Source organism: Psychrobacillus sp. FSL K6-2365, from assembly GCF_038003165.1.
Lineage (GTDB): Bacteria > Bacillota > Bacilli > Bacillales_A > Planococcaceae > Psychrobacillus > Psychrobacillus psychrodurans.
The window spans coordinates 429,500-455,690 of record NZ_JBBOOO010000001.1; the positions used below are offsets into that span (position 1 = coordinate 429,500).

Annotated in this window: 21 protein-coding genes; 6 read left to right on the forward strand and 15 right to left on the reverse strand. The window is 37.3% G+C overall.

Translation table 11 applies throughout. The features are described 5' to 3' along the window. Positions 1–25 precede the first annotated feature (25 nt). The 3 genes from MKY29_RS02140 (at position 26) to MKY29_RS02150 (ending at position 4,987) form a co-directional block, all read left to right on the forward strand. Positions 26–1,234, forward strand: a complete 1,209-nt coding sequence (locus MKY29_RS02140; RefSeq protein WP_090564956.1) for a NupC/NupG family nucleoside CNT transporter — start codon at positions 26–28, stop codon at positions 1,232–1,234. Between the two features lie 1,031 nt (positions 1,235–2,265). Then, a complete protein-coding gene (gene ltrA / locus MKY29_RS02145; RefSeq protein WP_340878857.1) occupies positions 2,266–3,540 on the forward strand; it encodes a group II intron reverse transcriptase/maturase in 1,275 nt (424 codons plus the stop codon). 187 nt (positions 3,541–3,727) lie between these two features. Then, the gene (locus MKY29_RS02150; protein WP_340878858.1) at positions 3,728–4,987 is read left to right on the forward strand and encodes a cytochrome P450; all 1,260 of its coding nucleotides are present in this window, start codon (positions 3,728–3,730) and stop codon (positions 4,985–4,987) included. Positions 4,988–5,059: 72 nt separating this feature from the next. Here the strand turns inward: MKY29_RS02150 and MKY29_RS02155 are convergent, their stop codons facing one another. Beyond that, positions 5,060–5,233: a hypothetical protein gene (locus MKY29_RS02155; protein ID WP_340878859.1), complete on the reverse strand. Its 174-nt coding sequence runs from the start codon at positions 5,231–5,233 to the stop codon at positions 5,060–5,062. Positions 5,234–5,426: 193 nt separating this feature from the next. On the opposite strand from MKY29_RS02155, the gene MKY29_RS02160 reads away from it, so the two are divergent. Next, on the forward strand, positions 5,427–6,311 hold the full coding sequence (locus MKY29_RS02160) for an SDR family oxidoreductase (protein ID WP_340878860.1): 885 nt from the start codon (positions 5,427–5,429) through the stop codon (positions 6,309–6,311). A 205-nt stretch (positions 6,312–6,516) separates the two neighbouring features. Here the strand turns inward: MKY29_RS02160 and MKY29_RS02165 are convergent, their stop codons facing one another. From MKY29_RS02165 to MKY29_RS02220, 12 genes are all read right to left on the reverse strand, one after another. Then, positions 6,517–7,095: a TerD family protein gene (locus tag MKY29_RS02165; RefSeq protein WP_090564951.1), complete on the reverse strand. Its 579-nt coding sequence runs from the start codon at positions 7,093–7,095 to the stop codon at positions 6,517–6,519. Positions 7,096–7,122: 27 nt separating this feature from the next. Continuing rightward, positions 7,123–8,160 (reverse strand): toxic anion resistance protein, encoded by a 1,038-nt coding sequence (locus MKY29_RS02170; protein WP_090565178.1) that lies wholly within the window; start codon positions 8,158–8,160, stop codon positions 7,123–7,125. A gap of 54 nt (positions 8,161–8,214) precedes the next feature. Beyond that, on the reverse strand, positions 8,215–9,828 hold the full coding sequence (locus tag MKY29_RS02175) for a YceG family protein (RefSeq protein ID WP_340878861.1): 1,614 nt from the start codon (positions 9,826–9,828) through the stop codon (positions 8,215–8,217). A 25-nt stretch (positions 9,829–9,853) separates the two neighbouring features. Further along, positions 9,854–10,660 carry an HAD family hydrolase gene (locus MKY29_RS02180; protein WP_340878862.1) on the reverse strand — a complete coding sequence of 269 codons (807 nt, stop codon included), beginning with the start codon at positions 10,658–10,660 and terminating at the stop codon, positions 9,854–9,856. Next, positions 10,657–11,772: a cysteine protease StiP family protein gene (locus MKY29_RS02185; RefSeq protein WP_340878863.1), complete on the reverse strand. Its 1,116-nt coding sequence runs from the start codon at positions 11,770–11,772 to the stop codon at positions 10,657–10,659. The genes MKY29_RS02180 and MKY29_RS02185 overlap by 4 nt, the downstream gene beginning before the upstream one ends. Beyond that, complete coding sequence (locus MKY29_RS02190) at positions 11,762–13,123, reverse strand: phosphoribosyltransferase domain-containing protein (protein WP_241597474.1); 1,362 nt, start codon at positions 13,121–13,123, stop codon at positions 11,762–11,764. The genes MKY29_RS02185 and MKY29_RS02190 overlap by 11 nt, the downstream gene beginning before the upstream one ends. After that, positions 13,080–14,210, reverse strand: a complete 1,131-nt coding sequence (locus tag MKY29_RS02195; RefSeq protein WP_241597472.1) for an HpcH/HpaI aldolase/citrate lyase family protein — start codon at positions 14,208–14,210, stop codon at positions 13,080–13,082. The genes MKY29_RS02190 and MKY29_RS02195 overlap by 44 nt, the downstream gene beginning before the upstream one ends. Positions 14,211–14,335: 125 nt before the next feature. After that, positions 14,336–14,911, reverse strand: coding sequence for a TerD family protein (locus MKY29_RS02200; protein ID WP_241597470.1), 576 nt, complete (start codon positions 14,909–14,911; stop codon positions 14,336–14,338). A 13-nt stretch (positions 14,912–14,924) separates the two neighbouring features. Beyond that, a complete protein-coding gene (locus MKY29_RS02205; RefSeq protein ID WP_241597468.1) occupies positions 14,925–15,542 on the reverse strand; it encodes a TerD family protein in 618 nt (205 codons plus the stop codon). Positions 15,543–15,768: 226 nt separating this feature from the next. After that, positions 15,769–16,398, reverse strand: coding sequence for an alpha/beta hydrolase (locus MKY29_RS02210; RefSeq protein WP_093493462.1), 630 nt, complete (start codon positions 16,396–16,398; stop codon positions 15,769–15,771). A 19-nt stretch (positions 16,399–16,417) separates the two neighbouring features. Then, positions 16,418–17,350, reverse strand: coding sequence for a DMT family transporter (locus MKY29_RS02215; protein WP_241597465.1), 933 nt, complete (start codon positions 17,348–17,350; stop codon positions 16,418–16,420). A 272-nt stretch (positions 17,351–17,622) separates the two neighbouring features. Then, complete coding sequence (locus MKY29_RS02220) at positions 17,623–18,792, reverse strand: M20 family metallopeptidase (RefSeq protein WP_241597462.1); 1,170 nt, start codon at positions 18,790–18,792, stop codon at positions 17,623–17,625. 136 nt (positions 18,793–18,928) lie between these two features. Between MKY29_RS02220 and MKY29_RS02225 the strand changes: the two genes are divergently transcribed. Continuing rightward, positions 18,929–19,486, forward strand: a complete 558-nt coding sequence (locus MKY29_RS02225; protein ID WP_090564935.1) for a YhcN/YlaJ family sporulation lipoprotein — start codon at positions 18,929–18,931, stop codon at positions 19,484–19,486. A gap of 690 nt (positions 19,487–20,176) precedes the next feature. Here MKY29_RS02225 and MKY29_RS02230 read toward each other — a convergent pair. Both MKY29_RS02230 and MKY29_RS02235 read right to left on the reverse strand, forming a co-directional pair. Continuing rightward, positions 20,177–21,700 carry a solute symporter family protein gene (locus MKY29_RS02230; protein ID WP_090564934.1) on the reverse strand — a complete coding sequence of 508 codons (1,524 nt, stop codon included), beginning with the start codon at positions 21,698–21,700 and terminating at the stop codon, positions 20,177–20,179. Then, positions 21,697–22,107: a DUF485 domain-containing protein gene (locus MKY29_RS02235; RefSeq protein ID WP_241597459.1), complete on the reverse strand. Its 411-nt coding sequence runs from the start codon at positions 22,105–22,107 to the stop codon at positions 21,697–21,699. The genes MKY29_RS02230 and MKY29_RS02235 overlap by 4 nt, the downstream gene beginning before the upstream one ends. A 261-nt stretch (positions 22,108–22,368) precedes the next feature. Between MKY29_RS02235 and MKY29_RS02240 the strand changes: the two genes are divergently transcribed. Then, positions 22,369–26,187, forward strand: coding sequence for a DEAD/DEAH box helicase (locus tag MKY29_RS02240; protein WP_340878865.1), 3,819 nt, complete (start codon positions 22,369–22,371; stop codon positions 26,185–26,187). The last annotated feature ends 4 nt before the right edge of the window (positions 26,188–26,191 follow it).

The window sequence follows — 26,191 nt, forward strand, 5'->3', positions numbered from 1 at the left end:
TACTGTATAGAAAGAAGGAACAATGATGAATGTGTTATGGGGAATCTGCGGTATTCTAGTCGTTTTAGGTATTGCTTTTCTTTTCTCAAGTGCCAAAAAATCGATTAAATTAAGAACAATCCTAGCAGGGTTGACGATACAGATCTTATTTGCTTTTGTGGTGCTGAAGTGGGAAACAGGACGTGAAGTTCTGGTTAAGTTTTCGAATGGAGTACAAAACTTAATCTCCTACGCAAACGAAGGAATTTCTTTCCTATTTGGACCCTTAGTGGCAAATCAATCTGGGGTAGTTTTTGCTTTTCAAGTGTTGACAATTATCATTTTCTTCTCTTCACTTATTTCTATTCTATATTATTTAGGAGTTATGCAGTTCTTTATTAAAATTATTGGAGGAGTTCTTTCTAAAATTTTAGGAACTTCAAAAGCGGAATCCATTTCTGCTGCAGCAAATATTTTTGTGGGACAAACAGAAGCTCCACTAGTTATTCGACCTTTTATAGCAAAAATGACTAAATCTGAACTTTTCGCTGTTATGACCGGAGGATTGGCGTCTGTAGCAGGTTCTGTGCTTGTAGGGTATGCATTATTAGGTGTTCCGCTAGAATACTTGTTAGCTGCTAGCTTTATGGCAGCACCAGCAGGCTTGATCTTAGCAAAAATAATGATTCCTGAAACAGAAGAGGTAGATGAAACTGATTTTGTCATGGAAAAGGATGAAAGTTCGGCAAACGTTGTTGATGCAGCTGCAAAAGGAGCTAGTGAAGGGCTACAGCTTGCACTGAACGTCGGTGCGATGCTGTTAGCTTTCATCGGAATTATTGCGTTGCTTAATGGTTTACTTGGAGGTATAGGTGGGTGGTTCGGATACGGTGATCTCTCACTTGAAGGTGTTTTAGGATTTGTTTTCTCTCCATTAGCATTTGCAATTGGTGTTCCATGGGCAGAAGCAGTACAAGCAGGTTCATATATCGGGCAAAAACTTGTATTGAATGAATTTGTTGCTTATTCTTCATTTGCACCTGAGATTGCAAATTTATCGCCTAAAACTGTCATTGTGGTTAGTTTTGCGTTATGTGGATTTGCCAATTTAAGCTCTATGGCTATTTTACTTGGAGGTCTTGGTTCAATGGCACCGAGTCGTCGTTCAGATATTGCTCGTTTAGGTTTTCGTGCAGTAGCAGCAGGGGCGTTAGCTTCACTTTTAAGTGCATCTATTGCAGGTATGTTCATTTAAATTTAAATATAATATAGTGAGTAAACCCCATCCATTTTGATTGGATGGGGTTTTATTTTAAGAGATAGGAAAATATATAAATATGTCGATTCGTAGGGCTTTAAAGAACGAATAATCCTGTGATTTTCGTTTCATGTGGAGGCTTTCCACGGGCGATGCCGAGCTTCCTTGTACGCTACCTGAAGAGTATCGACTTTCTCGCTTATCCCACAGGGGTCGCCACATTCCTCTTCCATCAACAAGTGTGTAGTATTCCATTATAAGGGTAGGGCATAGCCTATCGTTTAGATGGTAAGAGTGGTCTAATTTTATGTAGTGATAACATCATCTATGATTGCTTCAAGAGTACATGGTTGATTTGGAGCGCAGGGCGGCGACTCAAGTGGGAACAGCGCGAGCTGAAGACCCTGGACGAAGCGAAGGAAACGGCTGAAGCCGTGCCCACGGAAAGCGTCCGTCCTTCACTGCAATTAACGGCATATCCATATTTCTGTTCTTAAAGTACCGGGCGTCTTTTGCCCGGTTTTTCTTAGTGTGTTAGGCATGGCAACTATCTAGGTGGTGAAAGTCCACTGTGGGGGTACACATCGACCAACCACTAAGGAAGCGCAAGGTGCTTATCGTGAGATAAGGGCTAGAGGAAGCGTGGAATAAAATCTTGGCTCGACGAACAGAAATCTGATACAAAGGCTCTACAAAGGGATAAGGCTCCTAAACAAGTTAAAGTCCAAAAGATGTGCGTAACTTTGTAGGGTAAATCAGGCGAGTAAAAGAGGAAAGATAGCTGTCTTACCCTGGGAGGTCTTGCGGATGTACATATTTACAGTCGAAAAAGGTTAGTCGCAAGAAGTCAGCAGAAGCCATAGTAATGACCTAAGGTCATGAAGGGCTGAACAATTTATAGTGTTTCAACGCCACGAATGCGTAAGTGACGAACTCCGAATGTGTTAATGGTAAAAGTATGAGCGTAACTCAGAGGATAACCAAAACGGAGATATCATTTACTACGTGAGAGGAAAGGAGAAACGAGTGTGGAACTTTTAGAAAAGATCCTTAGTAATCAAAACATGAATGATGCCTACTTGCGTGTCTATAGAAATAAGGGGGCAAGTGGTGTCGATGGAATAACTGTTGATGAGCTGAAACAATATCTGAAAGAGAACAAGGATGAGATACGTCAGCGCATCAGAACTAGAAAATACCAACCACAAGCTGCCTTACGAGTGGAAATCCCAAAAGAAAATGGAAAGATGCGCAAACTGGGAATACCAACAGTAGTGGATAGGGTAGTTCAACAAGCGGTTCATCAAGTACTCAGTCCGATATTCGAAAAGCAGTTCAGCGAATTCAGTTACGGCTTTAGACCGAAAAGAAGTTGTGAAATGGCAATTATAAAGAGCTTGGAATTTCTGAATGATGGACATGATTGGGTTGTGGATATTGACCTGGAAAGATTTTTCGATACAGTCCACCACGATAAACTCATGCGAATCATTTCTAATACAATAGACGACGGAGATGTCATTTCTCTTATAAGAAAATATCTTGCCAGTGGGGTTATGGTGAATGGAAAATATGAAGAAACACCAGTTGGAACTCCGCAAGGAGGAAACCTAAGCCCGTTGTTGAGTAATATTATGTTAAACGAATTGGATAAGGAACTAGAAAGTAGAGGACTCCACTTCGTGAGATACGCTGATGACGCCTTAATCTTTGTGAAGAGTGAAAAAGCCGCAAATAGAGTGAAGGAATCACTCGTGAGATTTATAGAAAAGAAATTAGGACTGATAGTCAACGTAGAAAAGAGTAAAATCTCCCGTCCAAAAGACTTAAAATTCTTGGGATTTGGGTATTACTACGATTTTCTAAATAACAAATATCAAGTTAAACCTCATTCACTGTCCATACAAAAATTTCAAAGAAAGCTTAGAAAATTAACCAAACGAAATTGGAGCGTCCGGCTGGACTTCCGAATTTTAAAACTAAAACAAGTCATACTTGGATGGGTTAATTACTTTAGAATTTCAAAAATGAAAAAAGCGATGACCTTGATAGATAAGAAGCTTCGGTCCAGAATCAGAGTTATCGTCTGGAAGCAATGGAAGGTACCGAAGAAACAAATCAAATCGCTTGTCCAATTAGGAATTCCAGAGGAAGAAGCGAAAGGATTAACTTACTGTCGAAAAGGTTATCGGTACATCGGACTTTCAAAAGTTGTTCATAGAGCAATCTCAAACAAAAGACTTAAGCAAAGAGGACTTCCATCTGCTTTAGAACATTATCTAAAAGTACACACTGTAATATAAATTGAACCGCCGTATACGGAACCGTATGTACGGTGGTGTGAGAGGGGCGAAAATAATTAAATTATTTTCCCTCTACTCGATTTTGACTGCTTTTTGAATTGCTTGTTTTCTACTATTTGTTTTACCAAGTTTCAATAAGATGCAATAGGGAAAAGATGATGAGGAAAGTTTTAGTAGGAAAGGGTGTATGAGCATGACTAATAATATTCCTCGTGAAGAAGGGCTAGATCACAGTCTGAGTTTGTTAAGAGAAGGATATATGTACATTCCAAATAGAAAGAAAAGCTTCGCCTCTAACATATTTGAAACTCGCTTATTAGGGCAGAGTGCAATCTGTATGAGTGGAAAAAAAGCAGCAGAATTGTTTTATGATGAAGAGAAATTTATGCGAAAAGGGGTAGCTCCTAAACGTTTGCAAAAGACATTATTTGGAGAGGAAGGGGTCCAAACATTAGATGATGAGGCACATCGCCATCGTAAGTCGATGTTTATGTCGTTGATGACGAAGAGTCGCCTACAAGTTTTACATGAAATTACGAAAATGCAATGGCAAATAGCTGCAATGAAGTGGGAGCAGATGGAGCAGATCGTTTTGTATGATGAAGCAAAAGAAATCATGTGTAGAATCGCATGTGAATGGAGTGGAGTTCCGGTTAAGGAGGAGGAACTAAAAGAAAAAGCGGAGCAGTTGGCTGCCTTATTTGAATCACCAACCGCCCTTGGTCCACAGCATTGGAAAGGGAGGTATGCCCGTAAGCAGTTAGAACAATGGGTAGTAGGTTTAGTTAATCAAGTTCGAGAGGGGCATCTTACTCCACCAGAAGGTACTGCGCTACGAGAAATCTCTTTGCACAAAGACTTGGAAGGGAAATGGCTAGAGGAAAAAGTAGCAGCTGTTGAAGTAGTAAATATTTTAAGACCAATTGTTGCAATTGCTATTTATGTTAATTTTACTGCACTCTCAATTCACCATTATCCTGAGCAAAAAGCAAAGCTCGAGACTGCAGATGCGAAGTATTTTCAAATGTTTGTTCAAGAAGTGAGACGTTTTTATCCTTTCTTTCCAATGGCAGCAGCAAAAGTAAGGAAAGATTTTACTTGGGAAGGCTATGTTTTTAAAGAAGGGACGTTAACGTTACTTGATTTGTATGGAACAAATCATGATGCAGAATTGTGGGATAACCCGGATATATTTAATCCAGATAGGTTTACCGGATGGGATAAAAGCCCTTTCGATTTCATACCTCAAGGTGGAGGAGATTATATGATGGGACACCGTTGTGCGGGAGAATTTGTGACCATTGAAATAATGGAAGTATCGCTCAATTTTTTAGTTAATCATTTAGCTTATCAGCTTCCGGAACAAGATTTGAGCTATAGCTTGGTTAGTATGCCAAGTATCCCCCGTAGCGGAATAGTTCTAAAGAATACCCAAAGAATAATGTGATGAAAAAATTGAGGCTGGATGTAACGTCGGTTATGACCAGCCTACCAAAAAGTTAATAATGATACCACGATGCTAGATAATAGGATAATACTGTTCATATCTAGGATTATAGAAAAAGGGAGGACGGATTCCAATTTTGGGTAGCAGAAATGGACTAGAATTGGAGTTATATAATACCTTAACCTGATCCTCTGAATAATTGATCAGTAGTACTTCTACTTCTCTATTGGGTACTGAACTTTGCACGGTGTAGCCTCCTTAGTAGATTACTTCTTACTAATCTATTCTGCGCTACCTGCAATGGTAACGTCCTTCAATCCTCACTTAAGATCATACGTATATATTCACCTTAACTGTAAGTGGGACATAAGATAATTGGATTATTACATTTAGGAGGATTACTATATCCCATAAAAATGAAACAAATCAAATCTATCCAATGTATCCTAATTACGGGAAAATCACAAGATATGAAGATGTACCAATTACTGTGCCAGAGCAACGTCAACTAAGACAACCAGGTGTTGAGGGGTTAATGAATCCGCATCCAATTATTGAAAACCCTAATTATGAAGGAAGTAACAAACTAAAAGGGAAAGTTGCGCTCATTACAGGTGGTGATAGTGGAATAGGGGCTGCAACCGCTATTGCTTTTGCGAAAGAAGGAGCAAATGTTGCAATTTCTTATTTAGATGAACACGAAGATGCAAATCGTACAAAGAAAAGAATAGAAGAACTTGGACAACGTTGTATATTATTACCTGGAGATTTACGAGAAAAAAATCAGTGTGTTGACATAGTAGAAGCAACCATCCAAGAATATAAGAAGCTTGATATCCTTTGTAATCACGTTGGGATTCAATTTCAGCAGCTGAGTTTACTTGACATTACTGATGAGCAATTCGACGATACTTTTAAAGTAAATATCTATTCACATTTTTATACAACGCGTGCAGCGTTACCACACTTAAATCCGGGAAGTACTATTATTAATACCTCTTCCGTCGTTGCATTTGATGGCAATGAACAACTAATTGATTATACTGCAACAAAAGGTGCTATTATCGGTTTTACACGGGCACTTGCCAATAGTTTAGTTAGTAAAGGTATTCGGGTAAATGCTATAGCACCAGGAAGGATATGGACACCACTAATACCTGCAAGTTTTTCAGCGGACGAAGTTACGCAAGCGGGCAATCCAATGCAACGTCAAGGTCAACCTTTTGAGGTAGCTCCGACGTTTGTGTATCTTGCTTCAGATGATTCACGTTTTGTGACTGGACAGACGCTCCATGTAAACGGCGGACAATTTACTTCATCGTAGTGCATATTAATTAAAAAGAACCGGGCAAAAAGACGCCCGATCCTTTAAGGTCAAAACCTAATTCTATTGTATTCGAAGGCTTTTAGACAGATGTTTTGCTCTATGATTACCGTGTGTTTTTTAATGATATTGGTTGTGAAGGACATCACAACTAATATCACTTTTTTAGGTAATCTTATCAAGTTTGTCTGTCAATCAATCTCCTTTAACTCAATCCAAATTCTGTAATTAGTGATGCCAGACCGCCTTGGAATCCGCTTCCGATTGCATTGAATTTCCACTCATTATTGTGGCGGTATATTTCTCCAACAACCAGTGCAGTTTCTATTGAGAAGTCTTCCCCTAAGTCGTAGCGAACAATCTCTTCATTTGTATCTTCGTTTACTATTCGTATAAAAGCGTTTGAAACTTGACCGAAGTTTTGTTTTCTTTGGTCTGCATCGTGAATGGTTACAGTAAAAACAACTTTTTGAACAGCGTTGGGTACAATTGGTAACTTAACTAGAAGCTGCTCGTCATCACCGTCTCCATCTCCAGTGCGGTTATCTCCTGTGTGGATGACTGAACCTTCTTCGCTTTGTAGATTATTATAAAAGATAAAGCTCTTTTCATTAAAGGCTTTCCCATTACCATCTACAATAAAAGCTGAAGCATCTAAATCAAAGTCTTCTCCGCCACTATATCTGTTTGTATCCCAGCCCAGTCCAACTAAGACATTTTTTAATCCTGGATTCGTTTTCGTTAAATCAATTTTTTGTCCTTTTGATAGGTTAATAACTGACATTTTATTTCCCCCTAATCCATTTTTAAATTACTTTCTTTGCCCATCCTCATATTTCTTTTGCAATTCTTCCAAACGAAGACGACCTTGTTCTCTCATTTTACGATTTTCTTCTTCAATAGCTTTTGTTTCGTTCATCCCGCGCATAATCGTATCCCATGTTTGTTCGATTGTTTCAATTTTAATACTAGGTTGCCCTGACATTCTAGCGATATCCACACTTTGCTTGGATATATCATTGGCATTACGGAGTAACATTTCGTTTGTTCTACGATCTAGCTCGCTCATCGATTGTGCAACAAGATTTTGTCTTTTAGCGGAAATTGCATTGATAAGTCCTGTTTTAAAAATAGGGATAGTTGTTACAAATGCTGAATTTATCTTACCGATTAACTTTGTGTTGCCTCGTTGAAGCATTCTGATTTGTGGTGCTGATTGATAAGATACCTGTTTAGCCATTTCAAGATCATAAATACGTTGATCTAGTAGCTCAATCGCATTTTGCAATGAATTCAATTCCATCAGTACTAGTTGATCACCATTTTCAGCTTTTTGCTGTAGGTTAGGCACGAGTTGTCTTAACTGATTGACCTTCAATTCACCAGCCACAATATACTTTTCTAATTCCATAAAGTAGTTGAAGTTTTTGTCGTACAAATCTTCTAATGTAACTGTAGATTTTTTCATCTCAGTTTCATACTTTGTTATCTCAACAAATACCTTATCGATTTCGCCACCCATTGTTTGATATTTATTGAATAGCTTTTCGATTAATTTCTCACCTTGTTTAAAGATTTTACCGAAGAAAGAGGGTTTTTCAACAAAGTCTTTTTTGTCAAATTTATCCATAATCTTACCGAGCTGTTTTAATAGTTCACTGGATTCTTCCATACTACTGGATTTGATCGTGCTTAAAATTTGTCCTGTAAACTTGGAGATTTCATCTGCTGGCTCACGACCAAATTCTAATAAACCAACTTGGTTTTTTGGGTCAATTTTTGCTACTAGCTGTAATACTTGTGGGTCACGTTTCAGCTGTGCTTTTAAATCGTTACTTTCCTCCATCATTTGTTCTTGCTGTTCAATTTCTAATTTTTGTAATTCCACGTTTTCTCCCCATTTCTATAGAAATTTCTTGAAAATCTTCTGAACTACACTTGGTTCTTTAAATGGATCATTGAAACTTCTATCGTCCATCCAGTGTATATCGAAGGTGCCTTCTTGTACCCATTTTTCAATATCAAGATGCCCTTTAGGATTCACGATAACAATATCTAAACCTAAATGATGCATCATACATAAGGCGTTGGCATCTGTTCTTGAAAGTTCAGGCCCATTCTCCTCGTTATAAATAAATATTGTTGGAACAAATTGAGGGTAATCAAATGTTTGTAAAAGACGAATAACAAAATCAGGTAAAACCATGGATTGTGCAAAAGCGTATAGTTGGAGATCCTCTAATGTTTCATTGGACTGGCGAATAAGTATTGGTTCGCTTACGTGTTTGGCGATTGTCTCCCCGATAACAGTTTGCGTGCCTAAAGGGAGTTTATCATATGTCCACCAATTTGCAGCTTTCATTTTTTCGGGATCTAGCATACCATCTGCTTTTAATGCATCTCGGTAATGGAATAGCTGATTCGTTTTTTGCTCCTTCGTGAAAGGGAATTGGCGAATTACTTGTGTGTCATCTCGCTCTGTTAATGAATGAATGTTATTCCAAAAACGTTTTCTATTTTTGTCTATACCTAACAGTTTTGCGAAAACTACAGGAATTGTTACCTGTCGATTGCTAACCTGGAAGTGAGGACGAATCATTGCTCTTTCTTTAGAAATCAAGAAAGCTTCATCTTCTGTAGTTTTCAAACGGATTGAGTTAATGGAATACGCTTTAAATTGAAAAGGTTTATAAAGTCCTGAATCTTCATGATGTAAAAGCTCGTTGATTTCTTGGGTTGCTTTAAATGCTACAGTACCTGCAATTTTTGGCATCTCATCTGGAAGCGGTTTTATATCTTGAGAAACCTTAGGGAAACGGAAAGTAAGGTCATCCGCGATTGCCAGTAGGCTTTTGGGCCATGATTCATCACTTGGATTGAAAATAACTACATGGAGACCGAAGTCAGCTAAGTATGTAAGAAACCATTTTTCGCTAGGAGTTGCACTGCCGTACCAAAGAAATGCAGGAAGACCTTGTTCGAAATTTATTTTCTCTAATACTGGTTCTACATGATTGAAAATCCACTTTACAAGATCAGTAGTAATACGGCGAAATTCATGATGAAGTGTGCCTTCTGTGTAGCTGTTTTGTAACTTCTTTAGTAAATCTATTAGGACAGTTCTAATTCGTCTATTTAGACCCAGATCTTTCAAATTTGGCAATAATGAGTATCCATCAAGAAAGGCAACCATTCGATTTGGAGAAAGTCCTTTTTCTTTCCTATGCATATCAAAGAGTTGGTTGAGTGCTCGTAATTTCTCGGCAGAAATTTCTTTGTTAAGTACACCAGTCAGTATGCTTAGCTTTCCAGAGGATTCATTAACTTGTGTATGCAGAATTGAGAAATATTCATCTTCATCTAAGGACATGCCAATATACTGGCAAACTAATTGAGGATATTTTAAGTTCTCTCCGTCTAATGTTACTTGAGAAGGATCTCCTAAAGAATCTTTCAACCATAATCCGATATTAGATGAATCCCACGACTTCATCCTGATGGGATTTAAATTAACCATGGGCTTTCCCTCCTATTCATACATATTATAACAAATAATCGTTCACCTTTTTTAATATTTCTTCTCCTGCTAGTACACCTGTTTGGGTTGTAATAGATACGTGAGGAGGAAGATATCCGCCTTTATGATTTGCTTCACCATGGGAAGGGATAAAACCATGAGTGGCACTTAAAACCATATCGAAGTCGAGCATGGAATCCCCAGCGGCTATGACCGTATTTGCAGCAATTCGCTCTGCTACAAATTGGAGTGCAGCCGATTTGTTTATGCAAGTAGGCATGATATATATCTTTCGCCCTTGGTGGGAAAGAGAGAAGCCTTGCTGATAAAAGATTTGAGAAAGGTTTTCAAAATCCTCGACTGAAAATGCATGTTCATCAATAATTAGATATACAAACCATGATTCTGCTTGCATAACGTTAAGGACAAATTTGTTTTTTATATATGCATTCAGCTGAGGTAGTACATGATCTATGGAAGTACGATTCTGCTGCATTTGTGCGATTACTTTATCCGACCATTCCGCAAGCGGTTCGCCGTCCTCCAAAATAACGGCACCATTTGATACAACTGCATATTTTGGTTTTTCTACTGTATGATATAAACCTGTAATTCGATTGTATTGTTCAGCTGTTCTAGTTGTTACGGGCAAAAAGGTTGTAGAGGAGGCTATATGTTGAAACAACTGTAGACCTTTATTGGTCATAAATGCAGTTGGTTTTTCATCGACCCATTCTACAGCTACAAAATCCTCAGTGCTAACTTCTTGTCCTCTTGAATTTTTACTATATATAAGTGTTCGATCTAAATCACTAGCAAATAGAATTGTCATATTAGATCCTCCGATTCTATCAACCCGATGGCAAGGTAAAAGAGCCCTGGTACAATTTCAGTTGGAATATTTTTTTCCTTACATAAGAGGAGGATATGACGTAGGGATGGGTGTTTATCATCACTAAGAAATATTTTAAAAGGCTTTCTCCTTAACAGTACTCTAGTCGTTTCTCCAACACTTGGCTTTACTTTACTAATATCAGCATTCTTATAGAACTTACTGGCAATGGACTCCACTTCCTGCATGCCTTTCCAAGTCCGTATGTTTGTGATTGGAAAATTTTTTATAAGTTCTGTTATGATTGGTTCCTGTTCTTGGAATCGACTGGATATATTTTCGATAAATTCGTTGGATACATCCATTTCCTCAAGATCAACGTAATACTTAGCTCCGTGGTAATCATCTACATCTTGAAAGGCATTATTCAATACAGTTCGACTAACTAATCCTGAGACCGTTGAGTTCAAGCAAGCGTTCGGAATAAGAAAGTCTTCTCTTGTTGCAAATAATGTGGCACATTCGCCTGGATCGGTTAAAACGGCGAGGTCATCATTTAAGTTAAGGTTGTATGCTGCATTTAACTTTTGAATGGACTTAGTTAACTCGTTTTGTATAGCACCTTTTCCAGTCCACCCATCAACGAATTGAATATGGCTTTTCGGATATTGCTCTCTAATAGTTCGGACAGCCTTCTCATCGATTCCTTTTCCTCTTAGTATAGATATACTAAAGTGTGGCCATTTAAGTTTCATAAATTTTTCTGCGTATCGCTTCATTAATATCCCGATTGGGCTTCCTGCTCTTGCGAGTGAAACGATCACGACGTCATCAGTACCTGCATATCGTCTTACCCTTCTACATAATACCCCTACTAATTGTGCGATATGATCAGCCGAATCCTGCATAGCCTGTTGATATAACTCCGTATACTCAGAGGTTGGTCGATTTTCAATGGGCAAAGTTTCGGAGTAGTGACTGCCTGTTTGAAATAGTTGTTCTCTAGATTCTACAGAAGACTCAATCTGAACACCCGATAAATCCTTAAGTAAGAAAGTGATGTCTTCCTTAGAGTAGCTTGATTTTACCAATCCATCTGTATTAATAGTCATTGTTTTCACCTCTAACTGGGTGAGTAAGAGATACCCACGAAACCGGCGCTAACGTCTCCAAGTAGGAAAGAAGTGGAAACCAGGTGGCAGGTTCTTGAACAGACTCAGAAATAACAATGATTTGTTCGGCATCAATTTCTGAGAGGTTGTATAAATATTGGTTAATACCTTTGGAATCAGGTAACATAAATTTACATTTATGCTGGATAGGATATAATTCTTCTGTTTTTGCTAAGATAGGACTTCTTGTGGTAGTTTGTACTTTTGTATTATTTCCAAAGGCAAGTGCAAATCTAAGCGGGAGATAAATGTTTTCTCCAATGCCTATAACTAGAGTGGATTTGCTCTTATTTAAATTAGGAAGCTTATTTATAAAACTTTCTATCCAAGCATCCATTTCTTCGTGAAGATTGCTTGATAAACCAAATCTCCCTGTGAAGTTACAATAGATTCCATGCTCACTCCGATGCTTAGAGGTAATTTCTAGAGCTGATTTTTCGTCAACGAAAACTGAAAATGGTTGCATACCGCTTAGAATAGGAGTGTCCTTTTCTTCGATTGATGCCTGATTTAGTAGAGTGAATTGGCCACCCATAATCGTAATAATTTCAGCAGAAATCTGATGTGTATTCATTAGTTCATTAAAATCATGTTGATGTGCTTTAGTTCTCCAGTCTAATATAGAGAGAATTTTATATTTTTTACCTGGAAAAGATTTATTTAATGCAACGATTAAATTGGAGAGTGTAAGACCTGTCGTTATTTCATCATCTATTAACACAATCGTGTCCGCATCCTTTAGTGTTTGCTCAGGTGCATAGACTCTGTGAGAGGTTGCGTGTGAATGCTCTTCTTCAAAATAGAAGGAAGGTTCCATATGTAGAATTTCTTCTCTAGTTGTATGAATATAATAAGCGTCTTGAAAGTGATGAAATACTGCATGACCTAGGCCGGTTGCTGTTTCCGCAAATCCAATGAATACGGTCTTACTTGGTAAGTTGGACTTATAGCTTAAAGAGTCCAGACTTAGTTTTCGATTGGGTATTCCTGAATTGATCATCTGAACGAGTTCATTTACTAATGGGTGAGTATCTAAGCTTTCATTCTTCATAAGCATTGAAGCTAGAATAGTTCCAGTACCTAGTGAAATAGCTGGATCCACTGCTAAATGCTTACCAAGAAGTCGACTTACGAATAAAAATTGGCGTTTTTTATTAATTCTCACAGCCATTTGGAAAAGTGCTTCCGGCGAGAAATTATAAGGATTATCTTTAATGTCTATTACTAGCTTTAAATCTCCATGTAAATTATAGGTTTTTGATGTATTGAAGGAAGTCGAGTGATGTAACATTTTCTTTTAACACCCCATATATTTCTGCTTGAGCAATAATCTTCATAGCCCAGCTGTAGTGAGGTTTAACCTCATTCATTTTGTTTTTAGCAGAACTCCGCAAAACTCCATTTGTTTCAGCCTTATTTTCAATGATTAAACATGCATCTTCAAATAACTCCTTAGGCACTATATATCCACTATTTACGATATCGATTTGAGAAGGGTGTATACAGGTCTTTCCGTAGAAACCATTTAAAAGGTCGAGTTGAACCTCATTCCACAGTATGGACTCTATACTATTTACATCCGTGAAGAGACGAAAGGAATCTAGAGTTTCAAAGTACTCATAAACAGGTCCAGAAACGATGAAGTTATCTTCTTTACGATTAAATTTGTTTAATATATCGGTGAAACAATTGGTGATTAGTAGCAGTTCATAGATTGTTCTATTCCCAGGACGTCTTTGACTGAAAAGGCTGGTGAAATCCGTAGCACCAACTCGTATAGTGAGTACAAGGTCTTCAAACTGCTTTAAAACTGTATAAAGCTTAGAAAGTTCTTGCTCTCTAGTTTCTGTATAAATAATTTCTTTAGTTTCTAAAATAGGTAACCCATATAAATGAGTAGAATACTGAAGATTAATACTTTCTAAACATAAAAAAAAGCTTTTTGCATTATAGGAGGTGCACTTTGGAAAAACGAATCCGGTAATATATTGAATAGCACTTCCTAATAAAGTAGCAACCTTTTCTAGGTGTTGGACGGTTCTTATTCTGATAAATAAGAGAGGAATATTATTTATATCTATTAAGCTATTTTGATCATTTTGTTCAATTAATTTTAATTCATTTACAACGTTTAGTTCTGCTTCTAAAAGTTCCGAATCGGAGACAGCATCCTCTAAACAAATGATAGCACTTGTTAAATTCTTTAAATTATTTTTTGATAGTTTATCGGTGAAATTGGGCATTGAACCTGGTAAGTATAAAGCTGCTCCCATAGCCATCCCTAATTTTTTTCTCTCCAAATTTTTGGAAAAGTCGCTAGGTGGTATATGAAAGAATTGACGTATCTCTTTCTCACTAACCCCTCTGAATTGTCTCATATTTTCCACTCCTAAGAATGAAGAAGGGGAGTTATTAGGTATACCCAAATACCTCGGCATTCTTCAGATACTAAAACCTAAAACAAAAAGCAAGGAAGCAAGCCCTTGCTTTTTGAGAGAAGTTATTAATTCAAGCCGAAATCTGAAACTAATGCTCCAAGACCGCCTTGGTATCCACTTCCGATTGCATTGAATTTCCATTCGTTATTATGGCGATATAGTTCACCAACAACGACTGCAGTTTCAATGGAGAAATCTTCACCAAGATCATAGCGAATCAATTCTTCTTGTGTATCTGCATTTAAAATACGCACGTATGAATTGCTTACTTGACCAAAGTTTTGACCTCTGTCTTCGGCATCATGAATAGTGATACAAAAAGCAATTTTTTCAATAGATGTAGGAACAGTAGATAGATTCACGTTTACTGACTCGTCATCTCCGTCTCCATCACCCGTACGATTATCTCCTGTATGGACAACAGATCCGTTACCACCAGTAGTGTTGTTATAGAATACGAAGTCACCTTCTGAAGAACATTTACTGTTGCTGCCTAATAGAAATACAGAGGAGTCTAAGTCGAAGTCTTTTCCTCCGTCGTATTTATTTGTATCCCAGCCTAAGCCTACTGTTACGTTTACTAAACCAGGATTCGTTTTTGTTAAGTCTACCTTTTGTCCTTTTGATAAGTTAATGCCCACTTTTAACCACTCCTTATAAGTATTTGTTTGCAATTGAACCGATATCTAAATCTGATGTACCTTCTCCTACTGCTGAGAATTTCCAATCTGATCCGTTGCGGTACAGCTCTCCGGGAATAAGAGATGTTTTACCAGCATAGCTTTCACTTAAATTATAATGAACTAATTCTTCTTTTGTACCATTATCCACTAGACGGATAAATGCATTTTGAATTAGTCCAAAGTCTTGTTTTCTTTGTTTTGCTTGATAAATGTTTACTATAAACACCAATCTATGTACAGATGGCGAAATAGCACTCAGATTCACGTTGATCACTTCGTCGTCTCCATCGCCGTCTCCAGTTAAATTATCTCCAGAGTGGACAACGCTACCATCTTGACTTGTTTTATTTCCAAAATAAATAACGTGCTGCTTAGATACTAATTTGCCCTTTTCATCTAATAAAAGTACTGATGCGTCACAATCGATAGCTGCTCCGCCACCACTGCCTCCACCTAGTAATCCACCTAAAAAACCACCGCTTTTTTTCTTTTCCACAGGGTCCCATCCTAGTCCTACCATAACACTTGAAAGGGAAGATCTACCCTTAGTTAAATCAATTTTTTGACCCTTAACTAAATTAATGCCCATTCTTTTACCTCCAAATTTTAGTCATACCATTTATACGAGGATACGATGCAATAAGTTTCATAAAAAACAACGCATTCTTATGCAAAGGATATTATAATTTTATCAGAATTTTTCAGCTTTTGCTATTAAGTTGAATAGCAAACACCTAGTGAATATTTTCAGGTTGGTGCATAATAAAAATCGAAGCGGAGAAATATGTTTCTTATACTCTCGGCTTCGAAAATAATTAGTTTTTATTTAAAAATTCTACTAAGTCTTGATGATTTTCTGGTGTAACTCCATGACCATCATTATATGATTTAAAAGTTACTTTTGCTCCCATTGCTTCAAAATAGTCATTACTTTCAATCCCCCACTGTGAAGGAATCACATAGTCATAATTGCCATGTGAGATAAAGATGGATAAATGATTAACGTCTCGCTTGCTATATTCTGTTTTTACAAACTCAGGTATATATCCACTTAAAGCAACTACTTTACTAATTTCATTTCCCATTGTCAGCGCCACCGTTTGGGCAAGGATAGCACCTTGACTAAACCCTAGTATCGTAATGTTATCAGGATTTAAGTTGTACTCGACAATTGCCTCTCGAATGAATGCCTGAATATGCGTCACGATTTTGTCGAATATATCTCTAATTGGTTTTCCGATTTCTTCAATTTCGAAAAATGAATAGCCAGGTTTCTGTACTATTGGCCCACGTAAACTAAAAATATGATGGGTGTTCTCGAAATCTCTCACTAGCTGAGGTAGATCTGCTTCATTACTGCCCATACCATGTAGTAAAAATATAGCAGGTTGTTTTTTTGAAGTGTTGATGGGTGCTGTATGGTTAAATGTAAAAGGAGATTTCATGTATCGTACTTCCTTTCAATTAAAGTATATCTATTTTATCATAAGTATTGATGGTAGCTTGTTGTGAAAGCTTTAGCTGATTTTTCTTGCCGTACAAATTAACAATAATGACGCTAGCGATTGCCACGAATCCTCCTACAATAGAAAGAGCTGTAGGGAGTCCCTGCAACCAAATCCACGTCACGATAATCGCAACGACCGGTTCTAAATACAGGGAATTGGAAACAGAGCTTGCTTCACTATAGGACAATGCCATAGCCCAAGTTAAATACGCGATTGCAGTTGGGAATACTCCTATATAAACTGCAGATAAATTAGCCTCTATAGTCGCGTGCTGAATTTCTTCGAACAGTCCAGGTGCAAAGAACAAAAAAGGTATAGTACCTACCCAGGTAAAATAAGCCGTCAATTCAATGGCACTATACTTTTTGTACAAAGGCTTCTGGTAAACGAAAAAGATTGCGGTTGAAAAAGCTGCAATCAGAACTAAAAATACGCCTGGCGAAATACCAAAAGTGCTTCCGCCTGTCCCTATAGCTATTAAAATAATACCGACAAATCCAAAAGCTAATCCGAACCAACCGATTTTACCAAGTCGTTCCTTCAATACAATAATAGCGATAATAGTCGTGAAGATAGGCGCTGAACCAATCAGCATACCAGCCGTTCCGGCTGATATCGACAGTTGTCCAAACGTGATGCAAAGATGGTATATATTAATCCCGATAAAACCGAGAATTACAATTTTAAATATATCTTCCTTTTGAGGTAACTGAAATTTGACTCCAGGCCAAATTGCGATAACAAGAAATATAATAGAAGCAATCAGAAATCTAACTAATATTAAATGCCCTGCAGAATAGCCACCCTGTAAACTTGCGCTAATCGCTGCAAAAGAGGAACCCCAAATAGCGACGGTGAATAATGCAAGTGTTAATGCTTTTGTATTCATTTTCTTCCACCAAACTTTCTAACAGTAATAATTATTGTTAATGCAAACAACTAATCGTACAACAAATTCCTATATCCCACAAGTAGAGGGAGATAGGGTTTTGAGTATCCTATACGCAAGTGCTTGGTGTTAGAAAGTAAGTAGTCAATTGTTAAGTATGATAAGCAATATTTAGCCGTGATAATGAAAAAGAGTAGAGTACCGCAAAATTAATCACGGTTCTCTACTCCTTGGGATTACTGGCAATTGAGTTGTTTAATTTGACTATAATATTATTTACCTTGAAAGTTAATCGCGGCCATACCCAACGTTTTGGCAGCTATTAGCATTGCGCGTTCATCAAAATCGAACATAGGACTATGGTGAGGGAATACATCCCCTTCAGGCATAGCACCGGTAAAGAAGAACGTACCAGGGATTTCTTCTAAATAATAACCAAAATCCTCCCCGATCATCAATAATTCGGATTCATTGATTTTATTAACTCCTGGAACAGCTCTAGCAATGTCTGCAATATACTCTGTCTCCTCTTTATGATTAATTACTGGGGGATAGCCTCTTTCGTATAGGAAAGAATAAGAACAATCCGCTGTATAGCATGTGCCTTCTATAACGCGTTTTAGTTCATTTTCCATCAAATCTCTAACATCTGGTTTAAATGTTCGAACGGTACCAGTCATTTTCACAGTGTCCGCAATAATGTTAAAGGCGTTATCCGCTATAAAAGAACCGACAGAAAGTACTGCAGATTCAGTAGGGTTTACACGTCTTGCCACTAATTGCTGCAAGTTTACAACTAATTGAGAAGCTATTACAATAGAATCTTTTGTGTCATGTGGATTTGCCCCGTGTCCACCTTTACCTTGGACTGTGATAGAAAAACGATCGGCTGCAGCCATAATGGGTCCGCTCTTATATTCGATAGTGCCTAAAGGAGTTTGGGACCATAAATGTGTACCGAAAATTACATCTACTCCATCTAGACAACCAGCCTCAATCATCGGTTTAGCGCCACCGGGAGCATATTCTTCTGCATGCTGATGGATAAATACATATTCACCTGCGAGTTGGTCTTTGAATTCATTGATTGTACGGGCAAGTATGAGTAATGCGGCAGTATGTCCATCATGACCACATGCATGCATAACTCCTGGAAAAGTCGATTTGTAGGAAACGTCTTTTTCGTCTTGGATTGGGAGAGCGTCAAAGTCTGCTCGAAGCGCAACGGTTTTACCTGGAAATGCACCTTTTATTCGAGCGACTACCCCATTACCGCCAACGTTAGCTTGGAAAGGTATTTCTAAATGTGTATAGAAATTTTGTATATATTTTGCTGTTTCGGTTTCCTGAAATGATACTTCGGGATGCATATGTAAATAGCGTCGGATGCTGACCATTTCATCGTATGATGCCTCAAGCTGCTTTATAATATCCATACTCATTTTTGATAATCTCCCCTTATCCATTTTTAATTAAATAAATTATATCAGAGATTGATTCCATTTTTATGAACTTACGCATATTTCACTTGAAATAGACCAAGCTATTTGTATAGCAAATCATAAGGAGGAAAGGTAAATGAATAAACTACTGAAAATAGTATTTATGATGCTTCTAATCGGTATATTGACCGCTTGCGGAAATAATAATAACGATGAGGCAAAAGACAATGGTACGGATAATGCAACAGAAAACACGGACACTGCAAATGAAGGTGCTAATGGAACAGATGCAGGTACTACTAATGATGATGCTACAAATGGTGGTACAGGTGATGAAGGTACTACAAACAACACAGAGGACCAAAATGTAGAAGTAGCGGATGAAGTAGCCGATGTAATAACAGAGTTAGAGGAAGTAGAGTCAGCAAGTGTACTAGTTACTGATAATAATGCATACGTAGCAGTAGAGCTAAGTGAAGGTACGGAAGAAACGGAAGAAATAAAAACTAAAATTTCCGATGCAGCAAAAGCAGAAAATGCTGATTTCAACAATGTATATGTTTCTGCAAACCCTGATTTTAGCCAACAGTTTAGAGACTACGGTGACAGAATTAGAGCAGATGAACCAGTTGAAGGCTTTTTTGATGAATTTACAGATACAGTAGAAAGAGTATTTCCCGACCAAGCCCAGTAAATTTGAATGAAGAAAACCGATTCCTCAAAGGAATCGGTTTTCTTTGTTAAAAAGGTATATAAAAATGTCTCGTGATCATAGGGTTCTTGATATATGATTTCAGCTTCAGGCGGACGCTTTCCCCGGACTTGGCTTTGTAGAGAGCAACGATTTGTAATTCGATTTTACACATCCAGGCTGTGAATTAGTAAAATTATCCATTCCGCAAGTAAAGGGGAGTAGACCGCAAGTAAATGTAGTCTTAGAGCAAGTAAATCATCTACGACCGCAAGTAAGACACAGTTGGAAGCAAGTAAAGAATTGGTGAGAGCAAGTAAAGGTAAAGTGAGATCAAATCATTCATTAAGTTTAAGGATGTTCATGCTACTTGAGTGCATAAAATCAGTATTTATAGTACCTTGATTGCAAAAAGGGTCTTCAACTAGTAAAAAAGTATCCGACATAAAAATAGCTGGTATCTACCGTATAGAGTAGCGTTTGAGCCCTGTAATTGTATCTACGGGGGCTTCCTTAGATGGACAGATAAATGTCATAAGAAAAGAGAGGTTGGTCGTGACCTAAGCCACGACCAACCTCTCCAAAAAATCATTATATAGCAACAAGTTATCCGAAGCACTTTGGCAACTTTAAAAACAGGCTTTGAAACTTGAAGGGTGCTGGACATCTTTTAAGCCCGATTTTTCTTAAATATTACTTTAACCCAATGTTTGCTTTTACATCTACTTCCGCATATTTTCGTTGATCTGCACGGGCTCCTACTAGTGTGCCGATCCAACCACCTAAAAATCCAAGAGGAACCGAGACTAAGGCAGGGTTAGTAAGTGGGAAGAGAGCTTCCCCGGTGAAGGCCATGGAGCCGTCTGCAGCCCAAAGATTAGGGCTTAGGGCAACTAGAACAAGAGCAGAAATCAGACCAGTGATGATAGCAGTCAAGGCGCCGGTTGTATTAAAGTTTTTCCAGTAAATTGTGTAAATGATTACAGGAAGGTTTGCACTTGCCGCTATACAAAATGCAAGGGAAACTAAGAATGCCACGTTCATTGTTTGTGCGCCAAGTGCTAACAAAATAGAGAATACAGAAACACCAACAGAAGCAAGACGTGCGGCATTCATTTGTTCTTTTTCTGTTACTTTTCCTTTTTTGATAATTTGTCCATATAAGTCATGTGCGAAAGCGGATGCTCCTGATAAAACAAGACCTGCTACAACAGCTAAAATTGTAGCAAATGCAACAGCTGAGACAAATGACATTAGTATGTCGCCACCTAAAGCCTGAGCAAGTAGAGGAGCAGCCATATTTCCAGCAGGATTAGCAGCTATAATTGCATCAGAACCAACAAAAGCAGCAGCGCCAAAACCTAAGAAAATAGTTAATACATAGAAGATACCTACAATCCAAGTAGCGTAAACAACAGAGCTACGTGCAGTTTTTGCATCTTTTACAGTAAAGAATCGCATCAATATATGTGGTAGACCAGCAGTTCCAAGTACTAATGCAATCATCATAGATATCGTATCTAAGCCATTTGTATATTTCACACCAGGATGTAAGTATGCTTCACCATTAGCGGTTACAGATTTCATTTCTGTAAACATTCCTAAAATATTAAAATTGAATTTCCACAATACTAAAATAGAAATAAGTACAGTCCCTATCATCAACAAAGCAGCCTTTATAATTTGTACCCAACTAGTTGCAGCCATTCCGCCCCAAAGTACATAAATAGTCATCATAACACCGACTAAAAGAACGGCAATCCAGTAGTCGATCCCTAATAATAATTGAATAAGTGCGCCTGCACCTACTAGCTGTGCAATCATATAAAATAAAACAATTGTTAACGTACTTATTGCAGCAGCTGCGCGAATTTTCTTTTGATCAAATCGGGCAGTAATCATGTCAGCGAGTGTATATTTCCCGAGATTTCGTAGTGGTTCAGCTACAATATATAACACAACCAAGTAAGCGACTAAATAACCAATGCTATAAAAGAAACCGTCAAAACCAAAAAGTGCTATTGCTCCAGCGATACCTAGGAAAGAAGCGGCAGATAAGTAATCTCCGGCAATCGCGATCCCATTTTGCCAACCAGATAATCCTCCGCCCGCAGTATAGAATTCACTAGCTGAGTTTGTCCGTTTGGAGGCAATGTATGTAACGAATAAAGTTAGTCCTACTATTGCTACAAAAAAAGATAATCCTATTGCATTCATTCATAATCACCGGCCTTTTCTTTGTCAAAAATCTTCTCAGCATCTTTATCAAATTCATTAGCTCTGCGTACATAAATCATGCATAACACCCAGGTCATCACAAAAAGTGCAAAGGCATAAATCCAAACCCAAGCAATATCACCAAAAGCATTATTATTTAAAATAGTCGTATAAGAAGTCAAAATAGGTAGCAAAATATAACTTAGTAAGAAAAATATTGTAATAGGTAAAATAAATTTATTCTTTTTCTTTTTTAATGCTTTGAATTCTTCACTCTCTGCTATTGCAGAATAATTTGTCATACCAACAGTTGGAGAAGGTCTGAGATTAGAACTTTTTGACGAATTCTGTTTCCTTTTTTCTAGGGAACTTACTGAGTTAACAGAGCTTTCGATATTATTAGCCATTCATGTTCCTCCTAAAATATATTCAGTATTTAGAATTTTCAGCCAAAAACTGTAATTCTATCATAATAAACATTAAAAGAGATAACAATAAAAATTCACAAAAAATACATAAATATACCTAAAGAAACTATTGAAATGATATTTAAGTAGTGCTTTTTAGAATTTAGATAAGTTGGATTATGCAATTTCTAAGGTAAAAATGATAACATAGACAAGTTGGACAAATTACGTAATCACTACAATAAAGAAGGAGGGTTGTTCATGAGCCAATCAGCAACCTTAGTTAAAACGATGCGCTGTAATTTAATGATTACAAATAAGGCACGCAAAGGAATTCAGGAATGGTCAACTGATGAACATGCCTTTTTTAACATACAAAATTCTTTTGAGGTATACATTGAAAAACGCCCAGTAAATAATCATGGAAATACATCACTTTCCATATATTTTGATAATATAACGAACGTTAAGTTAGCGGAAAAAGTAGATAGTCGAGTAGTCGTGATGGAGTGCATCCTGCAAAAGGATGGTTTACTCGCAACGGGTTTACATGTTAGAGGTCCTAAAGTTCCTGTACGTACTAATCGTCGTCTTGCGGTTGATTTGGATTTTGTTACTACTAGAAATAATGGAGCAGGAATGCCACTTGTGTTGCACACCAAAATTCAAGATCTTCCTGTTGCAGAAGAGCGTTCAGAGTATGTAAAAAAACGGATTTCTAGCTGGGAAGGTTACTTGAAGATTCAAGAACGTAATGCCGATATTGCAGATATAGCAAGTCCTTATTCAAAACTTGCTTTCAATGCGGATTTTAGTCGTATGACATTGCATGGCTGCACGATGAATGCCAACGAATGGAAAAACCTAAGAGGCCTCAGTGTGACGTTAAAGGGATTTCAAAATGACGTAGGAGATATTTTGAAAGTAGATCGGGCAAAACAAACAATTGAAGTAGAGATTAAACCAAAGTTTAGAGAATTAGCAAGGAAAAATCAGTGGAATCCCAAATCGAAAGAGGCAGTTTTTAGTAATTTCGCATCCCTAAGCCAAATTAGACGACTTCGAAAGGGTTTCGAAGATTTACAAAATGGACTCGCAGCAAATCCAAATCTTGAAAAGATCTTATTTGAAGATCGACCAACCATTCGCGTGAATGCAAAACGTCGAGAATTAGAATTCCATAACCAGCTAAACGAATTTCAACAAGAAGCGGTTGTTGGTGCCATGTCGGCTGAAGATTTATATGTAATTCAAGGCCCACCAGGAACTGGGAAAACGACGGTGATTTCTGAAATATGTCAGCAAAATGCGAAGGCTGGCTTACGTACACTTGTAGCATCCCAGTCTAATTTAGCAGTAGACAATGCCCTTAGTAGATTACTTTCAAACAAAGAAATTCGTATTTTACGATTCGGTAGGACAGAAAGTATTGAAGAGGAAGGCAAAAGGTTTATTGAAGAAAATGTCGGACTGTACTGGAAAGAGCAAACGTTAATTTCATTAAAGAATGAATTGGACGAGCATTCTTTAAGGGAAGGTCAGCTTCTTGAACAAATAGCTGGATGTGAGTGTCGAATTGAAGAACTTAGTAAAGAACAAATATTAATAAAAAAAGCTATTGAACAAAAAGCGGAAGCAAAAGTGGAACACGAAGTTAGATTAGAAGAAATTAAACAGTTAAAAAAGCAAATAGTTTTATTAAAAAAAGATCGTGAGGAGCTAGAAATAAGTCTTTACGACGTACGAGTAAAGTCGGAAGCTTTAGCTCATGAATTAGAAACAATGGATCGATTTATCCAAACTAATCCTACAAGGGAAGAGCTAAACTCAGAGATAGATCAATTTATGGTAAAGATAAAGGATATTCAAAATTATATACTATATAAAGAAACTATAGATTCCCTGCAGCAAACAGAAATAAATGTGGAGACATATAGAGAAAAATATCAAGAGGTACTGGTCAAGCTAAATCATTTAGAAATGTTAAAGAGTGATATTGATTCTATTCGCAAGGTTGATCAACTGAAAAGTAAAATGAATGAATATGAAATAGAATGTTCTTCTCAGCTGCAGTTTCAGATGACTGAATTAGACGAGCTAATTGGTAAGATATTAGCTTTCACTGATTGGCAAGAGCTAAACTCTCGCTTATTCGCAGCAATAGATTATGTAGAAAAGCTTCTTCAGAAATATAAGTTTCCTTTTGAAAATGTTAAAAATAATATGGGGAGAAGTGGCATTCTATTTGATTCTGAATACACAGTGAAAGAAATTCATCAGTTTATGAATCGGATGAAACATATAATGACAGCTGATGATGAACTTACTACCGAAAAGTTAGCTATTTTACTTGAAGGATTATATGTAAGAGAAAAATTTGTTATAAAACAGAAATCAACCGTTCAAATGGCAAAAAATAGTTCCATAACTAAATTTCAATCGATTAAGTCTCAAGTCCTCAGTGATACCAATAGAGAGATGATGTCACTGCAACATCTGAAAACTGAATTAGCTAATAAGGCTATAAATGAAAAGAATCAATTAGACTTTCTACAAAAAACAGTGAAGCAGATAGAGACAGAAATTGATACAACCAAACTACTTTCTACCTCAGCAGAACTAAAAGACAAGAAATTGGAGATGGAAAGCTCTATTGTAGCATTGAAAAAAACGGAAGAAACCGTAACAAGCTATATGGAACAACTGGAAATGAAAAAGAGTCATCTTCAAAAGGTAACCAAGGAACTAGAAGAGAAAGAAGCAGTTCTCCAAGACAATGAACTAAAAACTAAACAAGTGAATGCAGATGGTTTAGAGCAAGAGCGCATACTAAAAGCTTTAGATGAAATATTGCTTCAAAATCCAGAGCAAGCACTCGAAAATACGGTGGAAGCGATAAAAGGAACTAAAGGGGAAATGGTAAAACTTCAACTTGAGAAGGATCATCTTCCGATCACCCAAGCAGTTCAAAATGAGTGGTACTTATTATTGAAAGAAGCAAATGACCACGATTTAGATGAAATTCGTAAGCTATATGTTCGACATGCTAATGTAATCGGAACAACATGTGTTGCATCAGCTCGTAAAGAGTTTATGGAAAACTATCCTGTTTTCGATGTTGTTATTATTGATGAGGTTTCTAAAGCAACACCACCTGAGTTGCTTCTGCCAATGTTAAAAGGTAAGAAGATTATCTTAGTAGGTGACCATCATCAGCTTCCTCCACTAGTCGGTGAAGACACTCTAGATGAAACACTTCAGGCAATACTAGAAGAAAGTGATAATCTAGAAGAAAAAGACGAGTTGAAAAAGCTTTTGAAGGAATCATTATTCGAACGTTTATTCAAAAATTTACCAAAGACGAGCAAGACGATGCTAGCAATTCAATATAGAATGCATGAAAGTATAATGGAGACTATCACTCCATTTTATGAGGAAGAAAATTATCGACTACAATGCGGGTTGGCCGATTCAGATACTGCTCGTGATCATCTACTTGAGTCCAGATATGTGAAAAGAAAAGACCATTTGCTATGGCTAGATATGCCAAGCGAAAAACCATATTTTGAAGAACGTATGAAGGATGGCAAAAGTAGATTCAACCAAGCAGAGTTAGATGCTATCCGTGATGTACTAATCGATTTGAATGATGCTACAGCTAATGCAAAAAAAGAAGGAAGAATGGATCCAGATGAACGTAAAAGTATTGGGGTCATTAGTTTTTATGGAGAACAGGTTAAACGAATTGACCGTCTTATAGGGCAACAAGCAAACTTATCACATTTGACCTTCAGAACTGGAACTGTAGACAAGTTTCAGGGGATGGAAATGGATGTCATTCTCTTAAGTATGGTAAGAAACAATCAAGAAAAGAGTGGAGATATTGGATTTGCCAATGATTACCGCCGCTTAAACGTTGCATTATCACGAGCAAGAGAGCTACTTATCTTAGTAGGAAGCTCCCATATGTTCACAAAACGAGCAAAACAAAGAACCTCTAGAGAAATGTATGAACGCTTGCTTCAAATTGTAAAAGGGAATAATGGACTGATTAACTTTCAGAAAGACGGTAATAAATAACGTT